We start from the raw sequence: 18,263 nt of genomic DNA, 5'->3' as shown, positions 1-18,263 counted from the left end.
ATCACCCTTTCTTCAAACTTGTATATTTAGAAACAGCTGATGTCCATTTGCCGCCGCCAAGATCATACCAGGGGATGTCCGTTTTCTTAATTCCATAGACAGTATATTTCTGGTTCTTTCTAAGCACCTTAAGTATTCTTCCCTTTAATGATGGTTTTGCTCGACAATTTAACATGCCAACTTTTATTGTAATGACTCCAAGCTTTTTCCTTTTTGAAGAAGCCGGTTTTTTCGGTTTTGGCTTTGGTTTCTTCTTTACCGTTACAACCACAGGCTTGGGATACTCTTTAATGGTTAAGGTGGTTTCTATAGATAAAATCCGTCCCTTACCATCTATATTGGTATATCCCTCTGAAATATCTTCAATATACCAATAGCTAGATGAAATTGGTTTTGTCCCAATAATAAATGACCCATATTTACCTTTATCTTTAAACGACCGCAATGTATTTAATACTGTGGTGGGGCTAATCCCATGATAAGCACTTAATTTAATTTTTAATGAAAGACTGTCTTGTCCTGGACCTAGGAATTCAGGCATTGGTTTCCTTAGATTTACGTCATGTGTAGCCCAACGTGAACTGCCACTCCTTGAAAACTCGTCAAAGGTCAGTAACTTTTTAGAAGATACTTCAAATGTTACACCTGCAAAGCTTCCGATTTTCCCCATTCTTTTTCACCTACATTCCACCCAATATACAACCTGCAGAAGACCCCACAGGTAAAAACAGACACCAGACAGGATCCCCTACAGATGGAAGATAGTTGTCCCCTCTATCCAATATGGCCAGTTCAGCCGTTACGATTTCCTTATCTTCTCGAAATACCTTAGCAGTCATTCTGTCTGGATATACAGCTGATACACGGCCTATAGCCGCTATTTCCTTTGTTGATTTCATTAATATCCCTCCAGGCATTTTCTTAGCTCCAGGGCGGTTTCTGAGCCGTTTCCGGTCTTACCATTAACGGATAAGATAATATACTTCCCATCAAATCCTCCAAATTCAGCAAGTTTTACCGTTTGACCAGCATAATAAGAATGGAAACCAGCTAATTTAATGGAAAAAGTGGTTCCATTTTTATTTTCTGCCCGTAATCTCTTCTTCGCTAAATTCTTAGCAGCTGCAGTAGACTTCACTTCTTCATTTACTATTAAAACTCGGTCTGACTTTGGCGGTTTTGTTGGAGTAAAAGTATAGGAAATGGTTTTTGTCCGTTTCCTTTCTTTCTTCGAATTAGGAATTTTTTCGGTAACGGTATAGGTATGTGACACTTTGCAAGATTTATAGATGCTGCTCAATGTGTCATTCCCTGAATAATCCTTCACCCGGTAATCTGTCCGTTTAATGGTGTCCACAATCGCTTCCTTTTCGAATTTCACTTCATCGAAAATGGAAATGCTTTTATTGGCTACCTTTAAAGCGAAGCCTGCATCATTACAGAGCTTCATTAAAAAGGCTAAATCTGTTTCATATTCCTGGTCCACCCGGTCAAAGCTAGGGTTTTCCTCTGCGCTAAAGTACAATTTCATTTTATTTCTCTTAGCGATATCAGACGCTACATGTTTGAAATTGGTCTTTTCCCATGATCGATTTTTTCGCTGTCCCTTCAGGGAACTGGATTGAGGAACGGAAGTCCCTCCGATATTCAGTTTATTCGGTGGGCCACTCACATTAATGTCATCAATTTCAAAGTATCCAAGTTTTCTTTTAGAAGATTTGGTACTGCCCCAATCAGAAGAAATAATAAGAGATGCTTCCAAAGAAGCGCCCTTTTTCGGCATCCATGTATTCATCCATTTACGTTCCCGATCACCAATCGATAGAGAAATAGTATCGGCCTGACCACTGAAGTTGTCAGAAAAGGAGACATCCGTAATGAAGGGGTCAATATCAACAGAAATGGTCTGATTATCATATAAAATATCCGTGGATATTCTCCTTCCATCCATTATGAATCCACCCCTTCCAAGGCCACTTCAGCAGTTTCTTCCTCTGCATAATCCCCTGTCTCATCCACAAAATCATCCGTCATCCACTCTGGGATATTTTCATAGTCATCTGTTTCCACTTCCGGAATATTCAAGACAACTCCGGCAGAAAACATCAAGACTTCACGATATTGCTGATTCTCGGCAAGGAGTAAGGGGAAAAGATACTCGCTCCCTAACAGTTCGAAGGCGATTTTGTCAAAGGTATCCCCCGAAATTGTGGTATAGGTCTTCAAAATATCCCCTCCTACGTGTTAAAAGACATACGGTCCTCATCCTTTTTGAATTTCTTCATCATTTTTATGAACTCTTCGTACTGATCACCGAGAATTGTTTTTACATAATTCTCGATTTCCTTTTTATCTGCACGTTCTGCTATGTGAATGACCGGTGCAAAAACAAATTGGTCGTTCGATTCACTATTCTTATTGTTCTGTTGATTGGTTTGCCCTTCAGAGTTGCCAAATGAAAGCAGTCTCGAAAGAATCGAATTGCTTTTCTTATTGTTGAATACACGTGATCCGCCACGCATCTTCATAAGTTCGGGACCATCTTCGCCTACCCACGCCCATTGTGAAGAATCAACTTGTCCACCTTTGTAATACCCTTTGTATGCACCGCCTCTGGCCATGCTTTTTATGCCCGGTGTATTAAATACAGTTCCGTATCTGCTTTTAATGTATCGAATAGCTGCAACAGCATTATGGATTGGATTGTAAATATCATTCATTCCAGCCATTTTATAAGCGTTAAATGTTGGATCAATTGTTTGGAATACGTTTATACCCTGACTTTCGCCATATTTTAAAGGGACTAGACTATACCATCAACTCATTGAGTTGCCGCTTGGTAGTCGTTGAGGGCTTCCGTTTTCGGCTATCCCTGCTGATTGCCCAATCCTTCAAATTGTTACGGCTTACGCTCGTATTGAAGGCTCTAAGGGGGTTCCAGCATATTCACGGTTTTCTTATACCATCACTGATATAAGGGGCTATTTTATTAACCCTTTACTCGGTATTCCACGCTTGGCATTGATATCCCACAAGTTTATTGCACGTGGATTATAACCAGATTCTTTTTTTGCTTTGACTAGCATCGCGGGCATCCATGACATGTCAGTTCCGGTCAATCGTAATGCTTGAGCAACCCATGCTTTCACCTGGTCCGGTGCAGCTGCTCCTCCTGAAAAGTTACCGCCAGAACCTCCAATACCAGATAGTTTTTCTTTTAAGTAACCAATCGCCTTGTCCTTAATCATCTTAAAGGAGCCTTTTCCAATATCACCAAATGTGCCGGAAAAAGAAGGCATGACCGCTCCGTACTTTTCCATCATCATCTTCATCAATTTGGCAGGGTCTGATATATAGCTATAAATATCTAAAGCAGCGTCTTTCACCGCCCCTGCAACACCGAAAACTTTCGACAATGCTGAGATGATACTGCTTCCGTTTTCACTCCAGAAGGATGAAATCTTTCGGAAGGTATTCAAAACAAAGGAACCTACCTTAGATACAAGAGGCAAAACAAACTCCTGCACCTTGCCAAATATTTCGAGTGCTTTTGCTTTAAAAGCATCCATATCAGTCCGTGTAGATGTTAACTTAGCAATAAATCCTGTAATACTTTCAACAACCTTTAGTACACTAGATCCTAATGGGGCAAGTCCCACTATAAGGTTTTTAATAACGGTTACGATATTCCCTACTACGCCTAAAAGAACGGGACCATTGGCTTTTGCGTACTCCATGAAATTTTGAAAACCCTTAGAATTACTTAGTCCTGCTGCCCATTCCTTAAACCTTGCAGTCATTCCGACTAATCCTTCTTCCATACTTGCGCCTAATGGAGCAAAAGCCTGGAATAGACTCATCGTCCCACTTAAGGCGTTTCCGGCTACATGAGCGAAATTATAGAGGCTTTCCGCAGCGTTTGTAGATAGCCACTCAAAAAAGCCCTTCATGGATGAACCTTTCAGTGCCGTATTAAATTTCTCTGTCAGTTCTACCACAACACCCGCTACATTTTGAATGGTAGGCCCCAGGAGTTTTAAACCATTTTTAGCGATTTGCAAGGATGTCCCAAACGCTTGAAAGATCGGTTTTTCAAAACCTTTAACAAACCCACCCCAAAAAGATTTGAAGCCCTGTAAGTTTTTTAAGGCACCTCTTTGTTCAGAACTCATGCCTGCATAAACGGCAGCTAGTTCCTTTTGTGCAGCAATACGTTCTTTTGCTGAGTCGGCCTTTGCGATTTTCTCCTCGATCTTTTCAACTTCTCCAGAGGCTTCTACTACTTTTCCTATGGCAGAAGCCGCCACCGCGCCAAATGCAGCAGCTCCCATTCCTGCCGATGCTAATGAAGCACCTAAAGCGCCAACACCTGCTATGACAGGAGCCGATGCTGCTGTCACGCCTGCTAAAGCAACCTTTACCGCAGACATAGCCACAGCCATCTTTACAGTTGATGATGCTGTCTTGATTACGGATTTTGAAACACCTATCATGCTTTTCTCTAGCAACTTCGAATTGTTATTAAGACTGGATAGACGTTTATTAGTACTTACAATTGCCGCTTTCAAACTAGGACTTACGGAAGCGCCAAGTCTAAAAGCAATCTCATACATTTTTTGATTGCTCATTTCTTGCTCGCCTCCTCAAAGTCCTCAATGAATTCACCTAATTCAATCAGACTCATCCTCATGTAACGCCCCCAACCCGAATTCGTGGCATGAGAAAGACGAATGCATGATTTCCTCAGCATTCGTCCTGTTATGTTTCTTATGAATTTACCATTACTGCGCTCTATGATTCCTAATTGTTCAAAAAACCAATCACCTGGTTTTTAACCTTCATGACTTCCTTTGCAGGTAACTTATTAAAAAACTCGATTGGTTGTCCAATTGTCAGGGCTGCGATGATAAAGCAATACCCCATGCTCATTTCAGTTACCACAGCAAACTGCCCGCTTGCTGCAAATTGTTTGTCAGCTTCTAACAGATCTTCTCCTGTAAGGTCTTCAAGCTTTGATAGATCGATTTCCTTATATTCATTGCCCTCAAATTGATACGGTTTATTAAAAACTACGACTTTGTTATTTTCCACCTTTTTATTTTCCGTTGTTTTCTCTGCATTCATTCCCAAACAGCTCCTTAAATTAATTTTTTGATATCTTTCAAAATGTCTTCACCATCTACGATATAAATGAAATTCAGCTTGTCTAATTCGAGTAAGGTCTTGCCGTTTTCTTCAACCTTAATATATAAAACTTCCAGCGTGTTTTTGGATTCAGTAGCTGCCCCTGCGGCCAATTTACCAAGTTCAAGTCCCTTTGCTGTATATTTTAATGTGATTTTTAGCCCTCGTTGACGGAGAATTCCATCGGATACATCAAAACTTTGTTGTGCAGCTCGTAGTACTAAAGTTTTCCCTCTGTTTTTCATTAATGAAAATGATTTTTGGAAAAGCGTTCGAAAAGCAATCTCGATGGTCAATGAACCAAAGTGACCAGGGTTTACACTATCGTATTCCCCCAGAATACCAGCACCTGATATTGTTTCAGACATGGCTTCCAAATTAGGAAGGGTAACCTCACCGGCTAACCCTACTAGTTTTTCTGTATCATCGTACACGTTATAAGCAACCACTTTTTCTGGAATTGGATTTCCCATGGTTATTCACCTCCGAAAATTGAGTTAGTTAATTTTGTTGGATCAAATTCCAAAATATTTACGATATGTTCAGCTGGTGTAAAGGCAGCGATTTTTTGTATAAACGTAATTTTCCCTGCTAAAATATCTGATTGAGGATTAAGTTCTTCACTAAATTCAATAGAAGCACCTGCGATTTGACCTTTAGCTTGATAGCCGTTTGCCCTTAAATTTTCACTATCTACGACACTCTCAATCAATCGGAAATTAAGGGGATCATCTACTCGTTCAAAGTAGGTTTGAATAAATGTATTACCCCACCAATCAAACACCCTTCTGATTGCAATGAAACGATCCTTCGGATCTGTGGTATTTGGATAAGCTGCCGTATTATTCCCCCAAGATCTCCACCCATTCCAATTAATTGCGGTCACAATGCCGGAGCCATTTAAGGAATTTGCCTGTGTTTGTTCCAAATAAACTTCTGTACCATCTGCCAAAACCGTACCAGAAATCGGAAGACGTTTATTAGACGGCGAAACAAATGGGACATCCTCATTTGAAGCGTCTAGAGAGGCCATAGAAGCCGCCATTACTGCACTGTGAGATAAAATTAAGTTTCCAATCTTGATTTTCGGCCATAAAACAACGGATTTTTCACTTGTATAGGAATTATTAGCTTTCCAGGCCGCAGCATCTTCGTATTTTTTTACGACACTACTATCGATGTCCAATACATTCATGCAGTTAAAATTCCCATTAATTTTTCTTCCCTTTGCATCTAAAACGAGTGCGACTTCAGGTAACTGGCTCCAACCTGGTGCCAAGAGTAAACCTGGAATCAATCCAAACATAGGGAAGACTTGACGAATGAGCTCTGCGCCACTGTATTTACCCGTTGCAGCATTATAGCCACCGATAATGTCCTCTTTGGTGACTTTCGTTGGATCCAACTTGTCGAAAGTTGCTTTTAGTCCTGCTGCAACACCAATAGCTCCTGTTGGAATGACAGAAATTACAGGTCTGTCATTTTTGTTGAAAGCAATCGTGTAATCCGTATTTTTCACGAAGGTTTTTACACCATCCGTGCTTTTTAAGACGACTGAACTTAATAGCACACCTTCTACGTCGATAATGCCTGAACCTTTTGTTAGGGTAATGGCCTGATCTGTTACAGCTGTTTTGTGTAAGGAAGGATCCAGTACATTAATAAAAACAATCGGTGCCACTTGAAATAATTTAAAGGATGCATACATGGATTCACAGAGGCTATAGGATTTAAAGTTCTCGCTATATCCCAATCCTTTTACAGCTTGATCCCATGTACTAGCTAAAATCGGCTTATTGACAGCCGCTAGTGGATCTAAGGCCAAATGGATAGGAGCAGTTCCAATAACCACTTGAACTCCCGAACTCGTTTGAATCGGTGGTATGACGGATGTTGTGTTCTCTTGAATGGAAATCCCGTGTTCATATACCATTAGTTTTCACTCCTAACATATTGGGTGATTTGGCTGTTCAAGGTATGTTCCATTGTTCCTTGAATAGTCAATTTTCGTCTCGATTCTCCTAATTGGGAAATAGGTAGAATCAAAGAGTTGATAGCAGGGCATTTTTCAATATCCTCCGCTAAAAATTCAGGGATTCCGTTATTAAATACGGTGAATTGCTCAAGTTTTCCATTCTTTAAGCTTTCTCCTATATAGATAACCAGTTCTGTGCTTTCAGTTTTGGGTGCTGTATCTAGCGTTTCTTCTTGGTTTTCCAATGGCTCCAATTCAATTCCTTCACTTGCTGGTACTTCTTTTCGTTTGGTCATATCAATTCCTCCACATCTTGTCGTGAGAAAGTCGAGACTGCCCACGTTGTTTCTATTCCTCCAAAAAAATAAGGAGCCACATCTTCCTCATAAATCGTCCATTTTATAGGATAATTCATTTCGAATTTTCTATTTACCAATGGATTTAATGTAAGATTGGTCGTAATGCGATTGATGATCCTCGTTACTTCCCGATATCCTTGATTGGAACTGTCAATATCATAAATCCCAATGATAAACATGATTTTTATATCTTCAGAGGATACCTCCGTTACTTGAGTTCCTTCGCTTAATTGAATAATGACGTAGGGATATAAACTTAAGTCCTCTTTCTTTTTTTGCGGCAAATGCTGTTCGAATACATTGAGTGGCACATCCTGATTGTTGGGATTTTTAAATGTTCTATTGGCAAATTCCGCTTCCAATCGGGTTTTAAGTCCTGCTTGTAAGTCTATTGGAATCAAGATGAAGCACTTCCTTTATCCAGTATTCGATTAATTTCATGATCAAGGCGGCGATTGAAGGTTTCAGAGCCTTCTCGGTCAATGTTTTTTCGAATATCCTCATTCTTCAGCATTTGAGGAATGGATGGGCCAAATAGTTTTCTAACTGGTAACCTTGCCTTCCCTTTTCTTTCAAACACTTTAATTCCGTTTACATCCGCAACAAAAGCATGGAGGATTTGTTTCAATCCACCCTTTTTCACGCCAACTTTGATGGGTTTCTTCCTCTTAGGCTGTACAGTACGAGGAGAAACCTTGAATTTGTCCAAGGGAATTAATTCCCCTCTCGATTCTACAATGGCGTTTAAATTGGACCGACTAGCCCTTGTTTTACTTAATGTACTCTTAATATCTGCAGACTTTATGTTGTATTCCTTTCGAACTTCCTTACTGACATTGGAGGCTACATTTGTCACGGCACGGTTTAAGGAACTAGAGATAGCATTAGGGGCCTTTTTCGATAGGGCCCCTAACTTATCTTGAACGTCCTTTAACATCCGTTTATCTAAACTTACGGAAAAATCGTTCATGAATGATACCCCTTCAAGGTAATGGTATATACACCAGCATTTTCAGTGAGATAAAGGACCTCATAAAGGCTGTTATTGAACATCATCCGCTTTTCAACAAAGGGCTCTTCTACAAAGTCTGCTTTTTTCGCATGAAAAAGGAGCTCGCCCATCGCAAGCCCCTCTCCATCACTTTTAAGATTATGTTTTTGCAGCTGCTCGTCATCGATCATGACCAGCATTCGTTGACCGTCGATTAACTCTTCTGAAGCAAATTCTCTAATATTGAAAAACACATTGTGAATATCGGTTGAAAGGTAATCCTTAAAGGTTGGCATGTTACTCCGTTTCCTCAAAGAATTCATCAATCTTACCAGATTCAATAATCAAGGTAATCAGATCCTTTTTGCTGATAGTTCCTTTAAAATTCAGAGCTTCAACACCTGCAGCTGTTTCTTTTAATTCTTCGAGTGTATAGGCTTCATCTAATGCCTGGTAATCCGCTTCGGGATCATGAACTGGAGGAACAATTTGATCAGAACCAGATACTTCATTTTTAGGAAGAGAGGGAATTTCACGAACAAAAGAAGCGACTCCCAAATCAACCAGGCGCTCCGCTTCTACATTTTTAATTTTTTCAATGATATCTCCGGCCAGGAATGTTACCCCGTTATGCCGAACCTTTTCGTTTAACTCAATGGCCATCATGAATCACTCCCTTAAAGTACTTTGGCAACAAACCAAGAATCGACTTCGGCTGGTACTGGTAAAGGACTACTATTCATTTGCAGGAATCTTGCTGCTGGATTTTTTTGAATCCAAGAATCGGGAATACGTGAGCCTTCATACGTCACGAAATTTTCTGTACGAGAATCCGCAATCGTTACCGCACCATACAAAATGGATGAACGTGTCCTAGTCGATGCAAGAGCAATGGTTCCGGCTGGCACCATCGGTTTATCTGTTTGTGTTTCTTCATCGTAGTACCACTCGTCATAACTATACAAATCAAGACCAAGAGAGGAGATGGAACCGATATACGTCACACCGTCCGGTAGGGTTTGTGGTTCGATTTTACCTAGGATGATTCGTTGAGTATCCATGACTTTAACCACAGCTGGATGACTAGTAAACGCATCTACAACATCGGATGCCATGATCACACGGTCCGGGGTAATACCTGAACTTTTAATGATTTGCTGTCTCCATCCTTTTAAATTGCCAATTGGATCGCTTTCTGTTCCTGATGCAGAGTGATTGCTCCATAGGTCAGTACCGCTCAATGTTTCTTTGTTTGTAAAATCAAAATTCATTTCAGCTTGAACACCTTCACCGATTATATCCACTTTTCCTGTGAAAAGGATTTGAGCAGCCATCCATTCTTCACGCCGTGTGATAGCTGCATCCATCTCAGACAAATCACGAGCAATCATTTCAATCGCGCGGTCATCTGGACTTTTGGCCGAATAAAAATTCTCCCCAAAGGAACGTTTTTTGATATCATCCCCAGTGATCACCCTTAGTGGTTTAATGGTTGCTGGCTTAAAGGACTTCGTTTTAAATCCTTGTCTGTCCATCACTTTTCCAGGAAGACGAGATGAAACGAAAGGGGCCATTTTTCTACGGCCTTTCGCGTAATCAACATCGACATGTTCCGATGTGAATGTTTTTACATTTGGAAAAAAAGTTGATTTTAAAAATGTATTGACCGGCAGCATGGCTTCCGTTGCTGCCAATAGTGTTCTTGTATCATATAGACTGATTGCCATGATTAATATTCCCCCTTATGCCTTCTGAGTTTTCTTTAAAATGATTCCGATATCCCGTAGTGCACCTTTATGTGTATTGAATGTATCGGTCCCTCCAAAAACAAGAGCCTCTTGATTAAATTCACCAGTTAAATAGACGGTCGTTGGCACGTTTTCAGTCGTGGCATCCACATCATCGGTCAAAATCCCGAATGGTTTTTTAATAGAGGTAGTAGCCGAAGCCGAATCAACTAAGACCGCGATACCATCTGCACCTTTTGCCAGGACACTCCCTCTTACATAGGATTGTCCAGATTTCACGATAATAGAATCTGTCACTACTGGTTGAACTCCGCCAGCAAATAGATTGTCATATTCAAATGAACCGAGTGTATTCCCTAATTGTTCAGGCATTATCGAATTCCACCTCTCATTTTATTAATCGATGCCGCAATGTTGGCCCCTAAGTTCGAAGCCTTCACACTATCCGATTCCCCGCCTTCTTCTGGAGCTGGTGAACCAGGGACCTTATTAATAGGGTCCGCATCCTCTTTTAAATTCTGTAAGTAATTTTGACCACGGCTTTTTTCAGCCTTGATGATTTGTACGGCTACACTTTCCGCACTATCATTGGTTTCGAACTTGGCCTGATTAATTAAGGCTTCGTTACCGGGCATTTGTAAATCTTCAATGGATTTAATCCGGCTGTTTTCAGCCTTCACGCCCTCTGTATACCCCTCATTCCTAATTTGGTTATATAATTCCGGGTGTTTATTCTTCAATTCTTCCAGATTCATAGTTTCCTTTTCCTCCTGTTCATTCCCGATGATTTTTTGGTTAACCGCTGCCTGTGCCGGGATTTCAGCTTGATTAAGGGGTGGGTTTGCATGTAATTCATTTCTGATCTTGTCGATGACCTGTTGAGGAATCATTCCCCCGTCAGCACTTGCCACAAATTCAAAGCCTTGACCCTCGAACATGATTTCATCAATTAAATGATGCTGCAGGGCCTGTTGTGGTGTTAGCCAGGTCTCTTTATCCATCATGATCAACAATTCATCATAGGATTTTCCGCTTTTTAAGTTATAAGCATTCGCAATGGTTTGATTCACGTTCTTTAGAAAACTGGAGGTTTGGTCCATATCCCGGTAATCTCCCTGTGAACGGGTTGATGCGTTATGAATCATCATTTGCGCAGTTGGAGCCATTAATAGATTATCTGCAGCCATGGCAATGACAGAAGCTGCACTTGCCGCAAGTCCAAGGATTTTCCCCGTTTTTTTGCCTTTGTAATCTTTTAACAAGGCATAAATTTCAGAGGCATCAAATACCGAACCGCCGCCGCTGTTAATATCAATGTCAATGTCTTCCCCGCTGAGCTTACTCAACTGATCCGATACCTTTTTCGGACTGGTTGCCTCAATTCCAAACCAATCATAAATCCATTGTTCATTGCTTGAAATAATGGGCCCTTTTACACTAATTTTCATTCTTCCACCTCCTCTTTTTCGTCTTTCGAGCCTTTTTCTGAAGATTTATCTGGGTTGATGGACGTTCCCTCCGTAGTTAGGCCACCTTCTCGTCTGGCCTTTTCTTCTCTCACCCGTAAAGCGTGGTTTTTAAAGAAATCACCAGACGTCAATTCAATGGTTTCCCTAGTCCGAGTGGTGAATCCATTATTCACCCGTTTCTCTGCTGCGTTCACCTCCTTAAGAGGATCGAGTTGACCTTGGCTTGGTCCATTCCACTCTGCATTAGAATAGGCTTTCCTCGCTAATGGGTCTGTGAAGAAACCAGGCGCATAAATTCGCCCTTTTGCAATGCCTTCCGCTAAAAATTCCTCGTAAATCGGTTGGCAAAAATCATTCGCCATCCAATCGCGGCGCATCCGAAACATTTTCCAAGCCTCCAAAAGCGCTCCCCGACTTGCTGAATAAGAAGATGTGAAGTTTTTCAGCAATAGTTCATAGGGAATTTCCAAAGCTGCACCAATTTGACGGCAAATGGATGTCACAAACCCGTCGAATGCCACGTTTGGGCGTCCCGGGTTCGACTCCTGAATCTTTTCGTTTTCCCCTAGAAAATGTACGGATCCATTCCCTAACTCCAAAGAAGTATCATCTTCCTCATCGATTAAATCCTGGTCCGCAATACCTGACCCGAATTCATCTCCCTTTTGATTGGTTTCCGTCGTAACAAACACGGTATACATGCCAGAAATGACGGCTGCCATGAGTTCAGCTTCCGTATATCGGGATAATTGTTTTAAGCTTTCCATAACGGGCGCCAGAATGGGAACACCTCTTCGTTGTTCAGGTCGTTCTGATTCCATCAGGTGAATAATATTCGGTCTCCCCGTTTTTGCACCAAATTTAGGAATCCGGCTCCATTCATTATTCTGAACGGAAAGGGAATGAGGATGATTCTTGGCGATATGATAGGCGGAAATTTCTCCTAATGGAGACACCTCTACACCATTTACAATTTTATGATCCAGATTTAAGAGCTGCTTGTTTGGTGTGCATATACGGTCCGCTTCAATTAGTTTCACCCGCAAGTCATAAGGCATCCCCACTCTAGGAATGACGGGAAGTAAGGCAAATACATCACCCGATGCAAGCCAGGATAAGAACGCTAATTGCTGCAGCTCATAAAAGTTATTCATCCGCTGTGCATCGCAATGGAGAGATTCGGCCCAAAGGGAAAACTCCCTTTCCACTTGTGTTTCCCAAAGGCCTGCTTGATCTGTGGTCAAATTAAGATACTCATAATCAATTTGAGCATTCAATTTCAAACCAGACCCAATGACATTAGTGCGCATCGTTTTCAACGCCCCAGTGGCAAGAGGTGCACCCATATATAAATCACGGGATCTTCCCCGAAGTTTATCGACGTTATATTCGATATCCTCCAAGGCCGAACCAGAGCCAGCTAGCCATCCGAGCAAGCTTTTCTTTTTTGTGCTGGCCCCGTGGTTTCCGTATCCCTGATTCAAAACTTGCAATTGTTTGCGGGCACTTGCTCTTTTTAAACCTGTTTGAGGGGAAATTACCGCAACCATTCGGTCGAATACATTCATATTTTTCACCTCCTTTAAATTAGAGTTGCCGTTAACTTGCCAATAAAAAAACGCCCCATTGCAAATGAGCCGTTACACTTTTTTATTAAAGATCACGAGGAATATATCGCATTACTCTTTTGCCACTCTGACCACTCAATGAATTAATTTCTTTTCTCCAAAAAGCAATTTGTTTGCTTATTTCTGTGAGATTCGCCCGTGTTAATTGCCGTGTTCCCATGCTATAGCTCTGACCGGTTGATACTGCAAGTTCTGCATCGAGCCACGCTTCCAAATGAAGCTGTGCTCTTTCTAAAGTTACTCCATTCATCTATTCAATCCCCCTTGAAGCCGTTCTACGTTTTTTTCGTCTTATCTTCGGTGCAAGTGTATATTCTTTTTCTAAATTCGGGTTTAAAATCTCAAGTGCTGCTGTATTGTACACTCTTAAATCCAGTGGTTCGTTTCGGGCCCGAATCTTTTTCCATACTTGATAAGGGACTCCTTTTGTATACCGAGTTTCAAGCCGTTCCGCTGTTAATCCTTCAAAATACTTCTGATTGTACCCTCGCCCCTTCGGAAAATGACAATAGTTCGGACCAAATTCATGTAAATGAAGGTTAGACATCACCCGCGATTTCCCATCATTGACACCTAAATGAACCAATAGGGTTTTGGATGGCTTCGGTCGGGTATATCCGGCAATAAGGGGAACGTATTCACCCATTTGTACGGATTTTCCTTTTATCGCATAAATCCGACGGGGTTCTCTCGGTCTAGTAAATGTGTAAACTTCTTGGGTGAAATGGCCTCCACTATCCATACACGTACAAGAAATGCCAAACCTTCGACCATCGGATTTCACCCAAGTCCTGGACAAATATTCGTCCAACTCATCCCATATTTTTTGCTGTTTCAAATCTCCGTATATTTGATGGTACTCAATGCCCCACGATTCTTTCCCAGCACCCCAGCCCATCACTTCAACTTCGAATCGATCATCCTGTACATCGACTGCAGCTGTTAAAATCTTTACATCTTCCGGTATTTCCGCTTTGTATTCTTCCCGACGTTTAAATAAATCAGCATCGTCCAGTTGTACACCGTCTTCTTCCCATGCCTCTCCGAGTACAGTGTTTGTCCAAACCTTTAGAGTCTCACGGCCGTCACGTTTAGCAATCAGGAAGGATTTCACGATTTCTTCCCAAGAAGACCAGGGACTTACTAATTGATTTAAGTGAAAACCTCTACGTGAAGCATGCTCTTTACGTGCGATCCATTGACCTGAACCTTGCTTCCATTCTTTTTCGGAATGTAACGTTCCACACTCTTTACATGCATGTGCGATTTGGTTAACAACAAATTCACCGCTGACTGTTTTCTCATATTCAAATTTGATTTGTTCCCATATGAACGGTTGAAACTCATTACAACTTGGGCATGGCAAACACCATTCCTCCATCGTGCTGTCATTATATAGTTGTTCAATCCGTGAAGTTTCTTTTACCAATGGCGTTGATACAAAGATATGCTTACGATTATGTGTAAATGTCGTGGTCCTCTTAACTGCCAATGTAATTGGATCTCCTTCTGAACCAGCTGAAACCGGATAACGGTCAACCTCATCACACAAAACTAGACGAATAGGTCGGCTGGACAGTGAAGCAGGAGCGTTCGCACCAACGATAGCAATATATCCACCTGGAAAACTTTTTTCATCAATGGTATTACCGGAATCCCTACTTTTCGCTGCACTAACTTTGGCACGCAAAGAAGGACTAGCATCAATCATCGTTGCTAATCTTTTTTTAGAAAAATAGTCTATTAAATTCTTATTCGGCAGCATAAACATGATAGGGCCTGGGTCATAATCAATATGAAACCCAACCATATTTAACATAAATTCTGTTTTACCCACCTGAGCAGAAGCCATAATCGCTACTTCTTCCGTATCTTTATCTGCAACTGAATCCATAATTGCACGCATATATGGTGCCCTTTCTGTTCTCCAAGGTCCAGGCTCCGCGCTTGTTTCCGATGTTAACACCCTAAATTTATCAGCCCATTCCGAAACAGTTAAATCCGGCTTAGGTTCCCACAGTTCAGCTAAACTCTGGAATAAATTGATGGTTTTTTCGTGAACCATTATTACTCTTCACTTTCTTGCTTTGCAAAAAGTTCAGGAGAATAATCTGTAAAGGATCTTAATGCATCGGAAATTTCATTATGAAGAGTACTTTCAATTTTCTTAGCAGGTTCACAATCTAGCTGTGGACCAATACGTGCAGGAATCGATAACAATTTAGATTTAACAGTAAGAATCATGTCGCTCATTACCCTTCTAACATCTTTCGACTCATGTAACTGACCTTTTATTGCACGTAATTCAAGTTCAGCTTTTTCTTTTTTGATGAATTCATGTTCTGTTTTGGCATCCACATATCTCGGCTTATTGGAATCTTCTTTACCGCCTTGCACATGTTCTATATAAGCTTGAATGGCATCAGAAAGAATATATTTCCCACGTGCAGATTGCTTTAAGACTCCATCTCGTGTAAGTTGTCTTATCCATTGAGGAGTTTTCCCAACTATAGTTGCCAGCTGATTCGTTAATATTTCAGTTCCATGGATATCTCCTTTCGTTTTTTCTTTTGCCATGTTACTTTCCCCACTTTCGTTTATAAAGCTACTTTTTTATCTATAAAACAAAATTCATTAGATGAAGAAAAAATCAAAGAACTTATTTATGCTCAACTCATAAGAGAAAGCGAAAGTAAAAAAAATAATAAAAAACTAGACCGTTTTTGGGGTCGTATGCACCCGTAGAGCGATTTTACTCTCAGGAGGACCCAAGGTATTAGTTTGAGTTTCTTATCCTCGAAACCCTTTATTTATAGGGAGAAAATAAGCAAATATTTGAATCCATGTCATCCCTTATCATTGATTATTCTTTAAAAACTTCTTAGCTTCCTTATCACGCTTGCATTTATTGTTTTAAGCACGCTTACCTATACTACCTCTTAGCGTATGGTTTCATTTCTGCTACTTCCTATTTAGGAAATCAAAGTGTCTTTCTCGCTCTTTCCTTTTTGCTTCAAACCTTTGACTCCTCTCTTCTATACGTTTGTGCCCCTCTTCTATCCCTTGTTTCACTCTCTCTGATAACTTTTCATGTTCCTTTTCCATCTCCAACATTTTGTTTGCAACATGATCAATGAAATCCAAGGTATCTTCACCTTCTTTCTCCAAAATAAAAAGCACCCAAATGAATGGATGCTTACATTTTTATTGATAACACTTAAACCATCTACTGTTTTTCAGTAACCACTCTTGCTGGTATTCCTACAACTGTTACATTACTTGGTACATCTTTATTTACTACAGCATTAGCACCAATCTTTACATTATCTCCAATTGTTATTCCACCAAATAATTTAGCACCAGGACCTATATAAACATTATTTCCAATTACAGGACACTTGCCTTTTTTAATTCCTATATTTACAGCAGAGTGTATTTTACAATCGTCTCCTACTTTTGTTGATTTGTGAACTACTATACTTCCCCAATGGGCCAAACATAACCCTGGACCAAAAACATTTCTTCCGATTGAAAATCCCAGTCTTATCGCTTGATTTATAAGGATACCTTCAAGGTACTTTAAATAAATTCTATTAAGAATACCCTTTTTACAATTCATGTTATATTCAACTTTTCTTAGAGTTCTTTGGTAATGAACAATAGGAAAACGATATCGTAAATACCAATTCCACTTTGCTATCTTATGTGCCTTTAAATCCTCTTTTAAATATAACCTATAATCATTCTTCGACTTTATCATTACCTTCTCCTTGTTGTGAAAACTCAATAATATGATGTTTAAGATAACCAAATCTTTAGGGTTACATTATCCTAAATACATCATATAAAAATATCACATCTAGGCATAACTTACTATAATAATTCAGTTTTTAATTATATATACATATTTTATTTTTCTTTAAAGACATGCCTTATTAGAATTGACTATTATAGCCTATAATATATGGACATAAAAAAGCACCCAATGAATGAGTGCATTACGATAATCTAATCTTAGATCAAAAGAGACACCCCAATCGGGCTCCTTATGCATCTTTTTTAAAATTAAAATAGTTATTTAATATTTCAAAATCCACTATTAGTTTCTTAAACACTTGCTCATTACCATTTGGCATATCTGGATGGTATTTTTTTGCTAACTTTTTGAACTGGCGTTTTATGATTGTATAATCAGTAGTGTCAGGAGGTAAATCGAATTTTGCTAAAATTGTTTCTATTTCATTTTTACCCTGATTATTTTGCTGCTTTTCATATTCCCTATTAGACCACTCTTGGTTACTTTTTTTACCTTCTCCAAAAAAAGAAGTAAATAAATTATCAATGAAATCATCGAAAGATGTACGTGGTAGAGTTTTTACATATTCTTCGTAAGCTTGAAATCTTTCTTTAGACCTTTTAGCATCTTCACGCATCCAATATGGTGCACCATGTTTAAATTGAATGATCCAATGTATAAAAAAGATAAGTATTCCTAAAAATATTAATGGCCTGGGGTCAACCATAGATTCAAAAAAGTAATATTTTGCAAGTGTAATCATGGATGTTATAAGAACTATATTTGAAAATGTAAACCTATGAAAAAGCATTGTTTCGTATATTTTTACATCTTTTTCATAACTGTCCTTTTGAAAATAATACTTCCAAAATAATAGACAGGCAAATACGCTAAAAATTAAAGCCTTTATTCCTTTAAGAGATGTTTTGTTATCTAACATTTTTATCCCCCTTTCGTCCTATAAATTCTACATAAGGAGATAATATCCTGCAACATAAAAATGCACTCAATGAATGAGTGCCTTCAAATTCTTATTTAGTATCCCACTGTGCCTGGGTCTAGGTTTTTTGTTCCAACTGTACCTGGATCTAAGTGTTTACTGCTAACTACTCC

Annotated in this window: 23 protein-coding genes and 1 pseudogene; all 24 read right to left on the bottom strand. The window is 39.8% G+C overall.

Annotation, left to right across the window (positions count from 1 at the left end; genetic code table 11):
- Position 1: 1 nt before the first annotated feature.
- Positions 2–670 (bottom strand): phage tail protein, encoded by a 669-nt coding sequence (locus J7I90_RS16685; protein ID WP_214772955.1) that lies wholly within the window; start codon positions 668–670, stop codon positions 2–4.
- A gap of 10 nt (positions 671–680) precedes the next feature.
- Complete coding sequence (locus tag J7I90_RS16680) at positions 681–899, bottom strand: hypothetical protein (RefSeq protein ID WP_214772954.1); 219 nt, start codon at positions 897–899, stop codon at positions 681–683.
- Positions 899–1,951: a phage late control D family protein gene (locus J7I90_RS16675; RefSeq protein ID WP_214772953.1), complete on the bottom strand. Its 1,053-nt coding sequence runs from the start codon at positions 1,949–1,951 to the stop codon at positions 899–901. The genes J7I90_RS16680 and J7I90_RS16675 overlap by 1 nt, the downstream gene beginning before the upstream one ends.
- Positions 1,951–2,226 carry a tail protein X gene (locus J7I90_RS16670; RefSeq protein ID WP_214772952.1) on the bottom strand — a complete coding sequence of 92 codons (276 nt, stop codon included), beginning with the start codon at positions 2,224–2,226 and terminating at the stop codon, positions 1,951–1,953. Before J7I90_RS16670 ends, J7I90_RS16675 begins: the two co-directional genes overlap by 1 nt.
- 305 nt (positions 2,227–2,531) lie before the next feature.
- Positions 2,532–2,768 (bottom strand): annotated as a pseudogene (locus tag J7I90_RS27460) (transglycosylase SLT domain-containing protein); the annotation flags it as partial.
- Positions 2,769–2,981: 213 nt separating this feature from the next.
- Positions 2,982–4,628, bottom strand: coding sequence for a lysozyme family protein (locus tag J7I90_RS16660; RefSeq protein ID WP_214772950.1), 1,647 nt, complete (start codon positions 4,626–4,628; stop codon positions 2,982–2,984).
- 172 nt (positions 4,629–4,800) lie between these two features.
- Positions 4,801–5,124: a phage tail assembly protein gene (locus J7I90_RS16655; RefSeq protein ID WP_214772949.1), complete on the bottom strand. Its 324-nt coding sequence runs from the start codon at positions 5,122–5,124 to the stop codon at positions 4,801–4,803.
- A 14-nt stretch (positions 5,125–5,138) separates the two neighbouring features.
- The gene (locus tag J7I90_RS16650; RefSeq protein WP_214772948.1) at positions 5,139–5,657 is read right to left on the bottom strand and encodes a phage major tail tube protein; all 519 of its coding nucleotides are present in this window, start codon (positions 5,655–5,657) and stop codon (positions 5,139–5,141) included.
- 2 nt (positions 5,658–5,659) lie between these two features.
- Positions 5,660–7,117: a phage tail sheath family protein gene (locus J7I90_RS16645; protein ID WP_214772947.1), complete on the bottom strand. Its 1,458-nt coding sequence runs from the start codon at positions 7,115–7,117 to the stop codon at positions 5,660–5,662.
- Positions 7,117–7,455, bottom strand: a complete 339-nt coding sequence (locus J7I90_RS16640; RefSeq protein WP_214772946.1) for a hypothetical protein — start codon at positions 7,453–7,455, stop codon at positions 7,117–7,119. The genes J7I90_RS16645 and J7I90_RS16640 overlap by 1 nt, the downstream gene beginning before the upstream one ends.
- Complete coding sequence (locus J7I90_RS16635) at positions 7,452–7,919, bottom strand: hypothetical protein (RefSeq protein ID WP_214772945.1); 468 nt, start codon at positions 7,917–7,919, stop codon at positions 7,452–7,454. The genes J7I90_RS16640 and J7I90_RS16635 overlap by 4 nt, the downstream gene beginning before the upstream one ends.
- The gene (locus tag J7I90_RS16630; RefSeq protein ID WP_214772944.1) at positions 7,916–8,488 is read right to left on the bottom strand and encodes a phage tail protein; all 573 of its coding nucleotides are present in this window, start codon (positions 8,486–8,488) and stop codon (positions 7,916–7,918) included. The genes J7I90_RS16635 and J7I90_RS16630 overlap by 4 nt, the downstream gene beginning before the upstream one ends.
- Positions 8,485–8,805 carry a hypothetical protein gene (locus tag J7I90_RS16625; protein WP_214772943.1) on the bottom strand — a complete coding sequence of 107 codons (321 nt, stop codon included), beginning with the start codon at positions 8,803–8,805 and terminating at the stop codon, positions 8,485–8,487. The genes J7I90_RS16630 and J7I90_RS16625 overlap by 4 nt, the downstream gene beginning before the upstream one ends.
- Position 8,806: 1 nt before the next feature.
- Complete coding sequence (locus J7I90_RS16620) at positions 8,807–9,172, bottom strand: hypothetical protein (protein ID WP_214772942.1); 366 nt, start codon at positions 9,170–9,172, stop codon at positions 8,807–8,809.
- 14 nt (positions 9,173–9,186) lie between these two features.
- Positions 9,187–10,236: a major capsid protein gene (locus tag J7I90_RS16615; RefSeq protein ID WP_214772941.1), complete on the bottom strand. Its 1,050-nt coding sequence runs from the start codon at positions 10,234–10,236 to the stop codon at positions 9,187–9,189.
- A 15-nt stretch (positions 10,237–10,251) separates the two neighbouring features.
- Positions 10,252–10,629: a head decoration protein gene (locus tag J7I90_RS16610; protein ID WP_214772940.1), complete on the bottom strand. Its 378-nt coding sequence runs from the start codon at positions 10,627–10,629 to the stop codon at positions 10,252–10,254.
- On the bottom strand, positions 10,629–11,705 hold the full coding sequence (locus J7I90_RS16605) for a head maturation protease, ClpP-related (RefSeq protein WP_214772939.1): 1,077 nt from the start codon (positions 11,703–11,705) through the stop codon (positions 10,629–10,631). The genes J7I90_RS16610 and J7I90_RS16605 overlap by 1 nt, the downstream gene beginning before the upstream one ends.
- Complete coding sequence (locus J7I90_RS16600; protein ID WP_214772938.1) at positions 11,702–13,294, bottom strand: phage portal protein; 1,593 nt, start codon at positions 13,292–13,294, stop codon at positions 11,702–11,704. The genes J7I90_RS16605 and J7I90_RS16600 overlap by 4 nt, the downstream gene beginning before the upstream one ends.
- An 85-nt stretch (positions 13,295–13,379) precedes the next feature.
- Complete coding sequence (locus tag J7I90_RS16595) at positions 13,380–13,604, bottom strand: DUF6148 family protein (RefSeq protein WP_214772937.1); 225 nt, start codon at positions 13,602–13,604, stop codon at positions 13,380–13,382.
- A complete protein-coding gene (locus tag J7I90_RS16590; RefSeq protein WP_214772936.1) occupies positions 13,605–15,419 on the bottom strand; it encodes a phage terminase large subunit family protein in 1,815 nt (604 codons plus the stop codon).
- Positions 15,420–15,421: 2 nt separating this feature from the next.
- Complete coding sequence (locus J7I90_RS16585; RefSeq protein ID WP_214772935.1) at positions 15,422–15,931, bottom strand: hypothetical protein; 510 nt, start codon at positions 15,929–15,931, stop codon at positions 15,422–15,424.
- A 384-nt stretch (positions 15,932–16,315) separates the two neighbouring features.
- Positions 16,316–16,522, bottom strand: coding sequence for a hypothetical protein (locus J7I90_RS16580; protein ID WP_214772934.1), 207 nt, complete (start codon positions 16,520–16,522; stop codon positions 16,316–16,318).
- Between the two features lie 58 nt (positions 16,523–16,580).
- Positions 16,581–17,114, bottom strand: a complete 534-nt coding sequence (locus J7I90_RS16575) for a serine O-acetyltransferase (protein ID WP_214772933.1) — start codon at positions 17,112–17,114, stop codon at positions 16,581–16,583.
- A gap of 286 nt (positions 17,115–17,400) precedes the next feature.
- Entirely contained in the window at positions 17,401–18,090 is a 690-nt protein-coding gene (locus J7I90_RS16570) for a J domain-containing protein (protein WP_214772932.1), read from the bottom strand.
- Positions 18,091–18,263: the final 173 nt, after the last annotated feature.

Origin of the sequence: Bacillus sp. ISL-57 (assembly GCF_018613135.1) — a bacterium.
Taxonomy (GTDB): domain Bacteria; phylum Bacillota; class Bacilli; order Bacillales; family DSM-1321; genus Peribacillus; species Peribacillus frigoritolerans.
Note: the sequence above shows the minus strand (reverse complement) of the source record. Positions and strands in the feature narration are given on the sequence as shown.

Bases quoted from the DNA above. Each gene is read 5' to 3' on its own strand.
- J7I90_RS16685 (WP_214772955.1), bottom strand. From the start codon at position 670: ATGGGGAAAATCGGAAGCTTTGCAGGTGTAACATTTGAAGTATCTTCT.
- J7I90_RS16680 (WP_214772954.1), bottom strand. From the start codon at position 899: ATGAAATCAACAAAGGAAATAGCGGCTATAGGCCGTGTATCAGCTGTA.
- J7I90_RS16675 (WP_214772953.1), bottom strand. From the start codon at position 1,951: ATGGATGGAAGGAGAATATCCACGGATATTTTATATGATAATCAGACC.
- J7I90_RS16660 (WP_214772950.1), bottom strand. From the start codon at position 4,628: ATGAGCAATCAAAAAATGTATGAGATTGCTTTTAGACTTGGCGCTTCC.
- J7I90_RS16655 (WP_214772949.1), bottom strand. From the start codon at position 5,124: ATGAATGCAGAGAAAACAACGGAAAATAAAAAGGTGGAAAATAACAAA.
- J7I90_RS16650 (WP_214772948.1), bottom strand. From the start codon at position 5,657: ATGGGAAATCCAATTCCAGAAAAAGTGGTTGCTTATAACGTGTACGAT.
- J7I90_RS16645 (WP_214772947.1), bottom strand. From the start codon at position 7,117: ATGGTATATGAACACGGGATTTCCATTCAAGAGAACACAACATCCGTC.
- J7I90_RS16640 (WP_214772946.1), bottom strand. From the start codon at position 7,455: ATGACCAAACGAAAAGAAGTACCAGCAAGTGAAGGAATTGAATTGGAG.
- J7I90_RS16630 (WP_214772944.1), bottom strand. From the start codon at position 8,488: ATGAACGATTTTTCCGTAAGTTTAGATAAACGGATGTTAAAGGACGTT.
- J7I90_RS16625 (WP_214772943.1), bottom strand. From the start codon at position 8,805: ATGCCAACCTTTAAGGATTACCTTTCAACCGATATTCACAATGTGTTT.
- J7I90_RS16620 (WP_214772942.1), bottom strand. From the start codon at position 9,172: ATGGCCATTGAGTTAAACGAAAAGGTTCGGCATAACGGGGTAACATTC.
- J7I90_RS16615 (WP_214772941.1), bottom strand. From the start codon at position 10,236: ATGGCAATCAGTCTATATGATACAAGAACACTATTGGCAGCAACGGAA.
- J7I90_RS16610 (WP_214772940.1), bottom strand. From the start codon at position 10,629: ATGCCTGAACAATTAGGGAATACACTCGGTTCATTTGAATATGACAAT.
- J7I90_RS16605 (WP_214772939.1), bottom strand. From the start codon at position 11,705: ATGAAAATTAGTGTAAAAGGGCCCATTATTTCAAGCAATGAACAATGG.
- J7I90_RS16600 (WP_214772938.1), bottom strand. From the start codon at position 13,294: ATGAATGTATTCGACCGAATGGTTGCGGTAATTTCCCCTCAAACAGGT.
- J7I90_RS16595 (WP_214772937.1), bottom strand. From the start codon at position 13,604: ATGAATGGAGTAACTTTAGAAAGAGCACAGCTTCATTTGGAAGCGTGG.
- J7I90_RS16590 (WP_214772936.1), bottom strand. From the start codon at position 15,419: ATGGTTCACGAAAAAACCATCAATTTATTCCAGAGTTTAGCTGAACTG.
- J7I90_RS16585 (WP_214772935.1), bottom strand. From the start codon at position 15,931: ATGGCAAAAGAAAAAACGAAAGGAGATATCCATGGAACTGAAATATTA.
- J7I90_RS16575 (WP_214772933.1), bottom strand. From the start codon at position 17,114: ATGATAAAGTCGAAGAATGATTATAGGTTATATTTAAAAGAGGATTTA.
- J7I90_RS16570 (WP_214772932.1), bottom strand. From the start codon at position 18,090: ATGTTAGATAACAAAACATCTCTTAAAGGAATAAAGGCTTTAATTTTT.